Here is a 12,778-nt window from a genome sequence, read left to right as displayed (position 1 = left end):
GCGATAGCGATGTTTCAGTCGACATCTCTATTGGATGTGACACCGTTATCGCAGGCAAGCCAGCTCCCACATTTAGATTGAGTTTCGTCAGTTGCAGACGTCAGCAATGGCCTCGGCCAGCAACGCCAGCCGAGTGGCATCAGCCCCCGCCACGTTGGCCCGGCCCGAACTCACCATGTACACGCTGTGCTTCTCGCGCAGTTGCTTGACCTGTTCGGCGCTCAGGCCGGTATAGGAAAACATCCCGCGTTGCGCGCCAATGTGTGCGAACTGCTCGGCCAGCCCGTGTGGTGCCAGCGCCTCCACCAGCCCGGAACGCAACTGCGCGATCCGCGAACGCATGGCTTCGACTTCACCGCTCCACAACGCCTTGAGCTCGGCATCGCCGAGGATGGTCGCGACCACAGCTGCGCCATGGTCCGGCGGCGTCGACCACAGGTTGCGTGCGATATTCGCCAGTTGGCTGCGCACATCCGTCAGTTTCTCGCCATCCGCCGCGCACACGATCAACGCGCCGACACGGTCGCTGTAAAGCCCGAAATTCTTCGAGCACGAACTGGTGACCAGCAGTTCCGGCAACTCAGCCGCGAACAGACGCACCGCCCAGGCATCCTGCTCGAGGCCGTCGCCAAAGCCTTGGTAGGCAAAGTCGATCAGCGGCAGCAGCCGGCGCTCGCGCACGATCTGCAGCACCTGGCGCCAGTCGTCCTGGGACAGGTCGAAACCGGTTGGGTTGTGGCAGCAGGCGTGCAGCAGCACCACATCGCCCTCTGGCACCTTGGACAGCGTGGCCAGCATCGCCTGCACATCCAGGCGGTTGTCAGTGCCCACGTAGGGGTAATGGCTGACCTTGAGCCCGGCCTTGGCAAAGATGGTTTCGTGGATCGGCCAGGTCGGGTTGCTCAACCACACGCCACGGCCCGGCAGGTGCTGGGCGATGAAGTCGGCGCTCAGGCGCAGAGCCCCGGTGCCGCCCGGGGTCTGGCTGGCGCCGGCACGGCGTTCGCGAATCAGCGGCGAGTCGGCGCCCAGCACCAATTGGCTGATCAGTGTGCCGAAGGCGGCATTGCCGTGGCCGCCGATGTAGGTCTTGGTGGTTTGCGTGTCCACCAGGCGCTGCTCGGCGAGCTTCACCGAGTGGGGGATAGGTGTCAGGCCCTGGTCGTCCTTGTAGACGCCCACGCCCAGGTCGAACTTGTTCGGGTTGCTGTCCTGGGCATACAGGTCCATCAAACCCAGGATCGGGTCGCCGGGCACACGGCCAATGGCATCAAAATGCATTACTTGCGGCCCTCGGCGTCCTTGGCCACGTCGTCGGTGCGCGCGGCCATGATGAAGTCATTGCGGTGCAGGCCCTTGATGGAGTGGCTCCACCAGGTCACGGTGACTTTGCCCCATTCGGTGAGCAGGCCTGGGTGATGGCCTTCGGCTTCGGAGATCTCGCCCATGGCGTTGGTGAAGGCCAGGGCAAACTTGAAGTTCTTGAACAGGAAAACCTTTTCCAGCTGCATCACGCCATCGCGTACTTCGATGTTCCAGTCGGGGATCTGCTTGATCAGTACCGGCAACTCTTCATCGCTGACTTGAGGGGCGTCGGCGCGGCAGGCTTCGCAGTGGGCTTGGTTCAAGGTGGTCATGTAGGTGTCCTGAATTCGAATGTATGAAGATCAGTAGCGTCACCCTAAAGCAACGCGCGGCCAGGGAACAGGTTCACCTGGCTTCAAAACGTAAGGTTCACGCAGCTTTGGGCTTGGGTGGGAATTTTGGCGCGTGCAAACCGAGCTGCATGCCGCGCTCCACCATGCCCATGATGTCTTCCTGCGCCACGTCGAACAGGCGCTTGAGTTCAGGCAGGACAAAGTACAGCGGTTGCAGGATGTCGATGCGATACGGTGTGCGCATCGCTTCCAGCGGGTCGAAGGTTTGGTGCTCGGGCTCGGACGACAGGCTGTACACCGTCTCCTTGGGCGACGACAGAATACCGCCCCCATAGATGCGCCGGCCCTGCGGTGTGTCCACCAGGCCAAACTCGATGGTCATCCAGTACAGGCGCGCCAGGTACACCCGTTGCTCCTTGGTGGCCGCCAGGCCGAGCTTGCCGTAGGTGTGGGTGAATTCGGCGAACCAGGGGTTGGTCAGCAGCGGGCAGTGACCAAAGATCTCGTGGAAAATGTCCGGCTCTTGCAGGTAGTCCAATTCTTCGCGGGTGCGAATAAAGGTCGCGACCGGAAACTGCTTGCTGGCGAGCAATTCGAAGAAGGTCTGGAAGGGGATCAGTGCCGGCACGCGGGCCACTTGCCAACCGGTGGTCTCGGCCAGCACTTTGTTGATTTCACCCAGTTGCGGGATACGATCCAGGGGCAGGCCGAGCTTGTCGATGCCGTCCAGGTATTCCTGGCAGGCGCGCCCCTCGATCACTTTCAACTGGCGAGTGATCAGGGTGTTCCACACCGCATGTTCTTCCGGCGGGTAGTGGATAAAACCTTGCGCATCGGGCTCGCGGGCCACGTACTGCGTCTGCTTCATACGGCTCTCCTGCTAGGCATTCGTTCTTGTTATGTCCTGCTATGAGCCTATTGATACCCCTTGGTGGGAGAGATTCCATCTACCTGCCGCGTGTATTCGTAGGAAAAGTTACCGATATTCGTAAAGTTTTCGTTACGTTTGTGGCGCTCGTCGTTGGATTGGGCTGGGAAAAGCACACAAGCTGTCACATAATCTTGACGACTATCTGCGCCCAGCGGCAAAAAGACGCGGCGCCTTCCCACTTTTCAGGCCTTTTCATGCGTATCAAAGTGCACTGCCAGAACCGCATCGGCATCCTGCGGGACATCCTCAACCTGTTGGTGGAGTACGGCGTCAACGTCGCCAAGGGGGAGGTCGGTGGCGAACACGGCAATGCCATCTACCTGTTCTGCCCGAACCTGGTGAACATGCAATTCCAGGCGTTGCGCCCGCAATTCGAAGCGATCGCCGGGGTGTTCGGCGTCAAGCGGGTAGGGCTGATGCCCAGCGAGCGGCGCCACATGGAACTCAATGCGTTGCTCGGTGCCCTGGAGTTTCCGGTGCTGTCCATCGACATGGGTGGCTCCATCGTCGCCGCCAACCGTGCAGCGGCACAGTTGCTCGGCGTGCGGGTTGATGAGGTGCCGGGCATTCCATTGTCGCGCTATGCCGAGGATTTCGACCTGCCCGAGTTGGTACGCGCAAGCAAATCACGCATCAATGGTCTGCGAGTCAAGGTCAAGGGTGACGTCTTCCTGGCGGATATCGCGCCGCTGCAATCCTCCGAACACGATGACAGTGAAGCCATGGCGGGCGCCGTGCTGACCCTGCACCGTGCCGACCGCGTGGGGGAGCGTATCTACAATGTGCGCAAGCAGGAACTGCGCGGCTTCGACAGTATTTTCCAGAGCTCCAAGGTCATGGCGGCCGTGGTGCGCGAAGCGCGGCGCATGGCACCGCTGGACGCGCCTCTATTAATAGAAGGCGAGACGGGCACCGGCAAGGAACTGCTGGCGCGGGCGTGCCACCTGGCCAGCCCGCGCGGACAGTCACCGCTGATGGCCCTCAACTGCGCAGGCCTGCCGGAGTCGATGGCCGAGACCGAGCTGTTCGGCTACGGCCCGGGTGCGTTTGAAGGTGCGCGGGCCGAAGGCAAGCTCGGGCTGTTGGAGCTGACGGCGGGCGGTACGTTGTTTCTCGATGGCGTTGGGGAAATGAGCGCGCGTTTGCAGGTGAAGTTGCTGCGTTTTCTGCAGGACGGTTGCTTCAGGCGCGTCGGCAGTGATGAAGAGGTGTACCTGGATGTGCGGGTGATCTGTGCGACCCAGGTGGATTTGTCTGAGCTATGCGCGCGTGGTGAGTTTCGCCAGGATCTGTATCACCGCCTGAATGTGCTGTCGTTGCACATCCCGCCGCTGCGCGAGTGCCTTGATGGCCTGGCGCCGCTGGTTGAGCACTTCCTCGATCAGGCCAGCCGCCAGATCGGCTGCCCGTTGCCCAAGCTAGCCCCGGCGGCGATGGAACGTCTCAGTCACTACCATTGGCCGGGCAACGTGCGGCAGTTGGAAAACGTGCTGTTCCAGGCGGTGTCGTTGTGTGACGGCGGTACGGTCAAAGCTGAGCACATTCGCCTGCCGGATTATGGCGTGCGTCAACCGCTTGGCGATTTTTCCCTGGAGGGTGGTTTGGAAGAGATTGTCGGGCGGTTTGAGAAGGCGGTGCTGGAAGTGCTGTACGCAGAACACCCCAGCAGTCGGCAACTGGGTAAGCGGCTAGGGGTTTCGCATACTACGATTGCCAACAAGTTGCGGGACCACCATGTGACCAAGTAATTGCTCCATAGGGTTGCGCGCTGAACACTGCGCAGGGGGGGCGCAGTGTTCAAATTAGCGTGCGTGGGCGGTATCAGTGCGGGCGGTCTTCTACAAGACCAATAGGCACATAGTTGTGTCGATTGTCTTTGTCTTCCCATATGAGCAGGGGAATGCCATTCCCCATGTAATCAGGGAGTGAGACCAGTGAATAGTTTTTATCGTGCGGCAGCTGGTCAAGGCTCTTCTTTATTTCTGGAGAAAGTGCGCCGTGTGCGCCTTTTTTTAAGTCATCTGAAGTAACGCCAAGGTTGATGGAGTTTGCTTGGGTTTTAATTATTTCTGGTAAGCCCCATATGGGGTGGTGGTTGTTTTTCGTTAAAACTGGATCGTCGTTCAGCGGTTGGGTCAAGGTAGGTTTGTTTCCGTCAGTGGGTATCCAGGCAGACTCCCAACTTTTTTCGCTACTTAGAATGACCAGCCGGTAGTTTTGGTCTTTGTCCAGCTTTTCAAGCTCCTTCATTGTCTTTGGTGGGAGCGCTCCATACTTGCCAGCCCGGATGTCATCGGACGTAATGCCGTGGTCGATCTCTGCTTTTCGATTGGGTATACGGTCGAGTAATTGATCTATTGCCTCAATGGTCCGGCTGGTTTGAGACGTGTCGAGCCTAGGGCGCACGTCCCAGTCGCGACCAGAGTCGGACAGTCGACGGTCGGGGCGGTAGTCCCGGTCATGAAGGGTTTCGGGCAGTCGCCGGTCAGGGCGGTAGTCCCGGTCATGACGGGTTTCGGGCAGTCGCCGGTCGGGGCGGTAGTCCCGGTCATGACGGGTTTCGGGCAGGTGACGGTCGAAGCGGTGATCTCGGTCACGATAGGGGGCGGGGCGTTCACGGTCGTGGCGGTACCCGCGATCCGGTCCGAACTCCGGACGATCCCAGTTTGCATTGTGGTCGCGATCGCGGCGGTGGTAATGGGGTTCGGCAAGCGGGCGGTGAGTATCGTGCCGGCCGTAGTGCTGGTCGCGGTTGTTTGGGAAGTAAGGCTCCCTGAAATAGGTTGAGGGGGTGTCGTTGACTCTAAACATATTGTGGGCCTTGTGTAAGAGGATAAGTGTGTGTTGCGAAGTGAGCGGGTTGTTATTGGGTGCCGCCGGTTAGGTGGCGAGCAAAAGTTACGCCGGGCGAGTAAGTGCAACAAGGGAGCTTTTTTGTGGAATTGTAAGTGTGTGTCGGGTGCGCCTGGGAAGTGTTGAACTTTATAAGTGATTTGCGGATTGCAAGTTAAAACACATGCTTTAACTATTTGCGCGAGTGTGGGTTGAGGGTAGTTTTAGCCGGGCGTGTAGTTTTTGAAATGATAAATACAGCGTGCTTGAAATTTATATCAATAAGTCTCGCTTGCGTTGAGTCAATCAAGCCAATTTTTTGCGGGGCGGGCTTGATGTGTGCTGGGGCGGCGAACTCTTTTTTGCGGGGATGGTCCTTGGCGCCGGTTTTTGCCGTTAGCGGCATAACTCCGCCGTTTTTTCGACTCGCCTGGCGGGCACGATCCTTGAGCAAAATCCGGAAACCCCTGTGTTCATTGGGTTTTTACGCCGTTTTGAAAGTTGGTTCGCAAATTGCTTAAGCCTCCTCAGTACAGCGGTGGGCGGCAAGCGTCCGTCAGAAAGAGGAAAGAGCGTGGACAAGTACCTTTATGTGGCAATGACCGGCGCCAGCCAGAATGCTCTGGCGCAAAAGGCCCATGCCAACAACCTGGCGAACATTTCCACCAACGGTTTTCAACGTGACCTGGAACAGGCGCGTTCGATGCCGGTGTTCGGTGACAGCTTTCCGGCGCGGGCGTTTGCCATGACCGAACGGCCGGCCACCGACTTTGCTCCTGGCGCGATGATCGAGACCGGCCGCGACCTGGATGTGGCGGTCAACGGCGATGGCTGGATGGCGGTACAAACCCCCGACGGCGGCGAAGCCTACGTGCGCAGTGCCAGCATGAACGTGGATGCGTTGGGTGTGCTGCGGGCCGGCAACGGCATGCCGGTCATGGGCAACGGTGGCCCGATTGCCGTGCCGCCCCAGCAGAAAATCGAAGTGGGCGCCGACGGTACCGTCAGCATTCGCGCCATGGGTGAAGGCCCGCGGGTGATGGCTGAGGTTGACCGCATCAAGCTGGTCCAGCCCGACCCCAAGAATCTGAACAAGGGCCTGGACGGCACCATCCACACCAAGGATGGCCAGCCTGCCCAAGCCGACGCGAACGTGCGGTTGACCTCGGGTTTCCTGCAGGCGAGCAACGTGAACGCGGTTGAAGAAATGACGGCGGTACTGGCGCTTTCCAAGCAATTCGAGCTGCACATCAAGATGATGAACAGCGCTAAAGAAGACGACCAGGCCATGACCCGCGTTCTGTCGATGAGCTGATTGCGGCCTCGTTGAACCACTAATTTTGCAGCGCAGCGCCAACAAACAGGCGCACGAAGGAGAACAGCATGCTTCCGGCTCTATGGGTTGCCAAAACCGGTCTGTCCGCCCAGGACACCAACCTGACCACCATTTCCAACAACTTGGCGAACGTGTCCACCACGGGCTTCAAACGTGACCGTGCCGAGTTCCAGGACTTGCTTTATCAGATCAAGAAGCAGCCGGGCGCCCAGTCGACCCAGGACAGCGAGCTGCCGTCGGGCCTGCAATTGGGTACCGGTGTGCAGATCGTCGGCACCCAGAAGAACTTCAGCGCCGGTAACCTGCAACAGACCGGCCAGCCGCTGGACATGGCCATCAACGGCAAGGGCTTCTTCCAGATCCTTCAGCCAGACGGCACCACCACTTACACCCGTGACGGCACCTTCCACCTGGACGCCAACGGCCAGGTCGTGACCGCCAACGGTTTTGCCCTGGAGCCGGCCATCGTCGTGCCGAACAACGCCCAGACTTTCACCGTCGGCAACGACGGCACCGTGTCCATCACCGTTGCTGGCAACCCGGCCTCGCAAGTGATCGGCAACCTGCAGACCGCCGACTTCATCAACCCGGCCGGCCTGCAAGCTATCGGTAACAACCTGTTCCTCGAAACCGCTTCCAGCGGCGCGCCGCAAATCGGCACCCCGGGCCTGAACGGTTTCGGCACCACCCTGCAAAGCACCCTGGAAACCTCCAACGTGAGCACGGTTGAGGAGATGGTCAACATGATCACCACCCAGCGCGCCTACGAGATGAACTCCAAGGTGATTTCCACCGCCGACCAGATGCTTTCGTTCGTAACGCAGAATCTGTAATCAAGTCTATGGGGCGCCTTTTCTGGCGCCTGCAACACCGTGAGGTAAGGGTCATGAATCGCTATGTTTCTGTTCTGGCATTGAGTGGGATCGCCGTGCTCGCGGGCTGTGTCGCCCCGACGCCGAAACCCAATGACCCGTACTACGCACCGGTGTTGCCACGCACGCCGTTGCCGGCAGCGGCCAACAATGGCTCGATCTACCAGGCCGGTTTCGAACAGAACCTGTACAGCGACCGCAAGGCATTCCGGGTGGGTGACATCATCACCATCACCCTGAACGAGAAGACCCAGGCCAGCAAGAACGCCAACTCGCAGATCGACAAGACCAGCAAGACCGGCATTGGCCTGACCTCGCTGTTTGGCGCCGTGCCCAATACCAACAACCCGTTGGGCAGCGGTGACCTGAGCCTGAGCGCCGGCTACAGCGGCGACCGTGCCACCAACGGCAAGAGCGCGGCGGCGCAGGGCAACACCTTGACCGGTTCGATCACCGTGACCGTGGCCGATGTATTGCCCAACGGCATCATCGCGGTGCGCGGGGAAAAGTGGATGACCCTCAACACCGGCGACGAGCTGGTGCGCATCGCCGGCATGGTCCGCGCCGATGACATCGCCACCGACAACACCGTGCCGTCCACGCGGATTGCCGATGCGCGCATTACCTACTCGGGTACGGGTTCGTTTGCAGATGCGAGTCAGCCGGGCTGGTTCGACCGTTTCTTCCTTAGCCCGCTGTTCCCTTTCTAGGTGATCATCTTGAACCTCAAACAGCTGATGGCAGCGGCATTGCTGTTGTCCCTGAGCGCAGTCGCCCAGGCCGAGCGCCTGAAAGACATCGCCAGCATCTCGGGCGTGCGCTCCAACCAGTTGATCGGCTACGGCCTGGTGGTGGGGCTCAACGGTACGGGTGACCAAACCACCCAGACCCCGTTCACCTTGCAGACCTTCAACAACATGTTGTCGCAGTTCGGTATCAAGGTGCCGCCAGGTTCGGGCAACGTGCAGTTGAAAAACGTCGCCGCCGTGTCGATCAGTGCCGACCTGCCTGCGTTCTCCAAACCGGGGCAGGTGGTGGACATTACCGTGTCGTCCATCGGTAACTCCAAGAGCCTGCGTGGCGGCACCTTGCTGATGACGCCGCTCAAGGGTATCGACGGCAACGTCTACGCCATTGCCCAGGGCAACCTGGTGGTGGGGGGCTTTGACGCCGAGGGCCGTGACGGCTCGAAGATCACCGTCAACGTGCCGTCGGCCGGTCGTATTCCGGGCGGCGCCACCGTTGAGCGCACCGTGCCGAGCGGATTCAACCAGGGCAACAGCCTGACCCTGAACCTCAACCGTTCGGACTTCACCACCGCCAAGCGTGTGGTCGACAAGATCAACGACATGCTCGGCCCTGGCGTGGCGCAAGCCATCGACGGCGGTTCGATCCGCGTGACAGCGCCGTTGGACCCAAGCCAGCGTGTCGACTACCTGTCGATCCTGGAAAACCTTGAGGTCGACCCGGGCCAGGCAGTGGCCAAGGTCATTATCAACTCGCGTACCGGCACCATCGTGATCGGCCAGAACGTCAAGGTTTCGCCAGCGGCGGTGACCCACGGCAGCCTGACGGTGACCATCACCGAAGACCCGATCGTCAGCCAGCCTGGCCCATTGTCCAACGGCCAGACTGCCGTGGTACCGCGTTCGCGGGTCAATGCCCAGCAAGAAGCCAAGCCGATGTTCAAGTTCGGCCCCGGCACCACCCTGGATGAGATTGTCCGTGCGGTGAACCAGGTGGGCGCAGCGCCCGGCGACTTGATGGCGATCCTTGAAGCCTTGAAACAGGCCGGCGCCCTGCAAGCCGACCTGATCGTGATCTAAGGCCATGGCTATGGATATGCGCAAAAGCGGGCTGACCAGCACGGCGGACTCGGGGTCTTACTCCGACCTGAACCGGTTGAACCAGCTCAAGGTCGGCGCCGACAAGAACAGCGATGCGAACATGCGCAAGGTGGCGCAGGAGTTCGAATCGTTGTTCTTGAGCGAGATGCTCAAGTCAGCGCGCTCGGCCACCGAAGCGCTGGGCAAGGACAACCCGCTGAACACCCCGGCGGCCAAGCAGTACCAGGAAATGTACGACCAGCAACTGGCGGTCTCGATGTCACGCGAAGGCGGCGGCATCGGCCTGGCTGACGTGCTGATGCGCCAGATGCAGAAGAACAAGCCGGTGGACCCTCAAGCGGCCACCTTGCAGGGCCCCGCAGCGGCGGAGCCGGCGAAGAAAGTCGATGTGCCGACCGCGATTGCGGCGGGCACCCAAGCCGAGGGTCCACTGGGTCGCTCCAACGGCCAGCGCCCGCTGTGGGCTTACCGCGTGGCGGTGCCCGAGGGTGGCGTGTCCCATTCCAACGATGTGGCGCTGATGAACCAGCGGCGTATCTCCTTGCCGAGCAAGCTGACCGATCGGCTGTTGGCCGGCATCGTGCCGAACACTGACGCCACCACGGTCAACAACGCCGCGCCGCTGCGTAACAGTGCGGCAGCCGACAACGTGATCAACAGTGCCGCGCGCGGGTTTGCCGTCGCGCCAAAAGGCCAGATGCAGGTCTACGGCCGCGCCATTGCCCAGCCACCGCTGGCGCCGGCGAAGAAGGCGTTCAGTTCGCAGGACGAGTTCGTCGCCACCATGTTGCCGATGGCCAAGGCCGCGGCGGCGCGTATCGGCGTCGATCCGAAGTACCTGGTGGCCCAGGCGGCCCTGGAAACCGGTTGGGGTAAATCGGTGATGCGTGCCGAAGATGGCAGCAGCAGCCACAACCTGTTCGGTATCAAGGCCGGGCAGAGCTGGCAGGGCGGTCAGGCGCGTGCGATCACCAGCGAGTTTCGCGATGGGGCGATGGTCAAGGAGACGGCGCAGTTCCGTTCCTACAACTCCTATCAGGACAGCTTCCACGACTTGGTGACGTTGCTGCAAAGCAATGATCGCTATAAAGAAGTTGTGAAATCGGCCGACAACCCGGAACAGTTTGTACGCGAGTTGCAAAAAGCCGGTTATGCAACCGACCCGGACTACGCCAGCAAGATTTCGCAGATCGCAAAAACGATGAACAGCTACCAGAACTACGCTGCCGCGGGCGCATCCACTCATTTATAAGGTCTGAATCATGAGTTTGCTCAATATCGGGATGTCGGGGCTCAACGCCGCTCAAGGATCGCTGTCGGTCCTGAGTAACAACATTGCCAACGTCAACACCCCGGGATACTCGCGTCAGCAGACCACCCAGAACACCAGTGCGTCGAACCAGTACGGCGGTGTCTACATCGGCAGCGGTACGACCCTGGCGGACGTGCGCCGCATTTATAACGATTTCCTCGGCGCTGCCTACCAGAGCAGCACCGCGCTCAACAGCGACGCCACCGCTTATGCGGGCCAGGCCGCTGCGGTCGACAAGACCCTGTCGGACAAGTCCACCGGCATGTCCCCGGCCCTCAGTGCGTTTTTCTCGGCGCTGCAAACGTCCGCCGCCAACCCTTCGGACATTTCCGCCCGGCAATTGCTGTTGACCAGCGCGCAGACCTTGAGCAACCGTTTTAACTCGATTTCCACGCAGTTGACCCAGCAGAAAGAAACGATCAACAGCCAACTCAAGACCATGAGCGATCAGGTCAACTCGCTGACGTCGTCGATTGCCTCGCTGAACAACCAGATCGCTCAGGCGAGCGGCACCTCCAACAGTGCGCCGAACAACTTGCTGGATGCGCGCAACGAAGCGGTGCGCTCGCTCAATGAGTTGATCGGCGTGACAGCCACCGAGAAAAACGGCCAACTGAGCATCACCACCGGTACCGGTCAGTCGCTGGTCGAGGGTGGTATTTCCAACCCGATTTCGGCGGTTCCGAGCAAGACCGACAACAGCCAGTACACCATTCAGCTGAACATGGGCGACACCGCAATGGACATCGGTTCGGTGGTCACCGGTGGCAGCATTGGCGGCCTGTTGCGTTATCGCAGTGACGTGCTGATGCCGGCGATCAACGACTTGGGCCGCATCGCCATTGCCACTGCTGACACCGTCAACCGCCAACTGGGCCAGGGCCTGGACCTGAACAGTGACTTCGGCAGTTCGCTGTTCGGTGATATCAACAGTGCGGCAGCGATCTCCCAGCGCAGCCAGGCGGCCGCGGGTAACAGCGCAGGCTCCGGCAACCTGAATGTGACGATTGCCGACAGCAGCAAGCTGTCGACCTTTGACTACAAGGTCACCTTCACCAGCGCCAACCAGTACAACGTCGTGCGTTCCGACGGCAAGGCCATGGGCTCGTTCGACACCACCACCACGCCGCCACCGGTGATTGACGGTTTCACCCTGGCGCTCAACAGCGGCGGGCCTGTGGCGGCCGGTGACAGCTTCAAGGTCAGTCCGACGGCCACCGGGGCCAGCAATATCAGCGTTGAGCTCAAGGACCCGAACAAAATCGCGTACGCCGGGGCACTGGCCGGCAACGCCAGCAAGACCAACACCGGCACGGGCACGTTCACGCCGCCGACCTTGACGCTGCCGATCGATATCAACGGTGGCGCTGATACCGCGCAGTTGCGCACCGGGATCGAAAACTCGATGCCGGTGAAGATGGTCTACGGCGACGTGGCTGCCGATGGTACGCAGTCGTACAAGATCAGCGACGCCCAGGGCAACCCGATCGGTACCGGCAGCATCATCCCGGGGCAGGCCAACAAGATCACCATCAACGTGCCGATGCGTGATGCGTCCGGCGCGCTGATCCCGGGCAAGAGCTTCAGTTTCGATACCTCGGTGGGCGGTTCGCCGGCCAAGGACGACAGCACCACCTTCTCGTTCAACAGCGGCGCCACGTCCGATGGCCGTAACGCCCAGGAGTTGCTGGGGCTGCAGACCAAGGCGACCGTGGGCGCAGTGGATGGCAATGCGGGCATGAGCCTCGTCAGCGCCAACAGCCGACTGGTGTCGCAGGTGGGCTCCAAGGCGGCCCAGGCCAACACCGACAGCACGGCCACCGGCGCGTTGCTGGCGGCGAACAAGGCGGCCAGCAACTCCGTATCCCAGGTGAACCTGGATGAGGAGGCGGGCGACATGATCAAGTTCCAGCAGTACTACACCGCGTCGTCGCAGATCATCAAAGCCGCGCAAGAAACCTTCAGCACACTGATCAACGCCCTTTAAAGG

At 60.6% G+C, this 12,778-nt stretch carries 11 protein-coding genes; 7 read left to right on the top strand and 4 right to left on the bottom strand.

Annotated features, from left to right (window positions below):
- Positions 1-87: 87 nt before the first annotated feature.
- From HX803_RS07200 to phhA, 3 genes are all read right to left on the bottom strand, one after another.
- A complete protein-coding gene (locus HX803_RS07200; RefSeq protein ID WP_178919807.1) occupies positions 88-1,281 on the bottom strand; it encodes an amino acid aminotransferase in 1,194 nt (397 codons plus the stop codon).
- Positions 1,281-1,637 carry a 4a-hydroxytetrahydrobiopterin dehydratase gene (locus HX803_RS07195; RefSeq protein WP_105523117.1) on the bottom strand — a complete coding sequence of 119 codons (357 nt, stop codon included), beginning with the start codon at positions 1,635-1,637 and terminating at the stop codon, positions 1,281-1,283. The genes HX803_RS07200 and HX803_RS07195 overlap by 1 nt, the downstream gene beginning before the upstream one ends.
- Before the next feature lie 97 nt (positions 1,638-1,734).
- Complete coding sequence (gene phhA, locus HX803_RS07190) at positions 1,735-2,526, bottom strand: phenylalanine 4-monooxygenase (protein WP_178919806.1); 792 nt, start codon at positions 2,524-2,526, stop codon at positions 1,735-1,737.
- 257 nt (positions 2,527-2,783) lie between these two features.
- Here phhA and HX803_RS07185 point away from each other — a divergent pair, with 257 nt between their 5' ends.
- On the top strand, positions 2,784-4,337 hold the full coding sequence (locus HX803_RS07185; RefSeq protein ID WP_178919805.1) for a sigma-54-dependent transcriptional regulator: 1,554 nt from the start codon (positions 2,784-2,786) through the stop codon (positions 4,335-4,337).
- Positions 4,338-4,410: 73 nt separating this feature from the next.
- On the opposite strand, the gene HX803_RS07180 is transcribed toward HX803_RS07185, so the two are convergent.
- Positions 4,411-5,400 carry a hypothetical protein gene (locus tag HX803_RS07180; RefSeq protein ID WP_178919804.1) on the bottom strand — a complete coding sequence of 330 codons (990 nt, stop codon included), beginning with the start codon at positions 5,398-5,400 and terminating at the stop codon, positions 4,411-4,413.
- Between the two features lie 595 nt (positions 5,401-5,995).
- Here HX803_RS07180 and HX803_RS07175 point away from each other — a divergent pair.
- From HX803_RS07175 to flgK, 6 genes are all read left to right on the top strand, one after another.
- Positions 5,996-6,736, top strand: coding sequence for a flagellar basal body rod protein FlgF (locus HX803_RS07175; protein WP_178919803.1), 741 nt, complete (start codon positions 5,996-5,998; stop codon positions 6,734-6,736).
- 68 nt (positions 6,737-6,804) lie between these two features.
- Positions 6,805-7,590 carry a flagellar basal-body rod protein FlgG gene (gene flgG / locus HX803_RS07170; RefSeq protein ID WP_176996204.1) on the top strand — a complete coding sequence of 262 codons (786 nt, stop codon included), beginning with the start codon at positions 6,805-6,807 and terminating at the stop codon, positions 7,588-7,590.
- A 53-nt stretch (positions 7,591-7,643) separates the two neighbouring features.
- Entirely contained in the window at positions 7,644-8,339 is a 696-nt protein-coding gene (flgH, locus tag HX803_RS07165; RefSeq protein WP_176996203.1) for a flagellar basal body L-ring protein FlgH, read from the top strand.
- 27 nt (positions 8,340-8,366) lie between these two features.
- Positions 8,367-9,455 carry a flagellar basal body P-ring protein FlgI gene (locus tag HX803_RS07160; protein ID WP_176996377.1) on the top strand — a complete coding sequence of 363 codons (1,089 nt, stop codon included), beginning with the start codon at positions 8,367-8,369 and terminating at the stop codon, positions 9,453-9,455.
- A gap of 4 nt (positions 9,456-9,459) precedes the next feature.
- Positions 9,460-10,728 carry a flagellar assembly peptidoglycan hydrolase FlgJ gene (gene flgJ, locus HX803_RS07155; protein WP_178919802.1) on the top strand — a complete coding sequence of 423 codons (1,269 nt, stop codon included), beginning with the start codon at positions 9,460-9,462 and terminating at the stop codon, positions 10,726-10,728.
- Positions 10,729-10,738: 10 nt separating this feature from the next.
- Positions 10,739-12,775 (top strand): flagellar hook-associated protein FlgK, encoded by a 2,037-nt coding sequence (gene flgK / locus HX803_RS07150; RefSeq protein WP_178919801.1) that lies wholly within the window; start codon positions 10,739-10,741, stop codon positions 12,773-12,775.
- The last annotated feature ends 3 nt before the right edge of the window (positions 12,776-12,778 follow it).

The sequence above is a fragment of the Pseudomonas sp. P7548 genome (assembly GCF_013386585.1).
Taxonomy (GTDB): Bacteria; Pseudomonadota; Gammaproteobacteria; order Pseudomonadales; family Pseudomonadaceae; genus Aquipseudomonas.
Note: the sequence above shows the minus strand (reverse complement) of the source record. Positions and strands in the feature narration are given on the sequence as shown.

What these genes read in the sequence shown, in the direction of transcription:
- phhA (WP_178919806.1), bottom strand. Translation starts at nt 2,526, where the DNA reads ATGAAGCAGACGCAGTACGTGGCCCGCGAGCCCGATGCGCAAGGTTTT.
- HX803_RS07200 (WP_178919807.1), bottom strand. Translation starts at nt 1,281, where the DNA reads ATGCATTTTGATGCCATTGGCCGTGTGCCCGGCGACCCGATCCTGGGT.
- HX803_RS07180 (WP_178919804.1), bottom strand. Translation starts at nt 5,400, where the DNA reads ATGTTTAGAGTCAACGACACCCCCTCAACCTATTTCAGGGAGCCTTAC.
- flgJ (WP_178919802.1), top strand. Translation starts at nt 9,460, where the DNA reads ATGGCTATGGATATGCGCAAAAGCGGGCTGACCAGCACGGCGGACTCG.
- HX803_RS07160 (WP_176996377.1), top strand. Translation starts at nt 8,367, where the DNA reads ATGGCAGCGGCATTGCTGTTGTCCCTGAGCGCAGTCGCCCAGGCCGAG.
- flgH (WP_176996203.1), top strand. Translation starts at nt 7,644, where the DNA reads ATGAATCGCTATGTTTCTGTTCTGGCATTGAGTGGGATCGCCGTGCTC.
- flgK (WP_178919801.1), top strand. Translation starts at nt 10,739, where the DNA reads ATGAGTTTGCTCAATATCGGGATGTCGGGGCTCAACGCCGCTCAAGGA.
- HX803_RS07185 (WP_178919805.1), top strand. Translation starts at nt 2,784, where the DNA reads ATGCGTATCAAAGTGCACTGCCAGAACCGCATCGGCATCCTGCGGGAC.
- HX803_RS07195 (WP_105523117.1), bottom strand. Translation starts at nt 1,637, where the DNA reads ATGACCACCTTGAACCAAGCCCACTGCGAAGCCTGCCGCGCCGACGCC.
- flgG (WP_176996204.1), top strand. Translation starts at nt 6,805, where the DNA reads ATGCTTCCGGCTCTATGGGTTGCCAAAACCGGTCTGTCCGCCCAGGAC.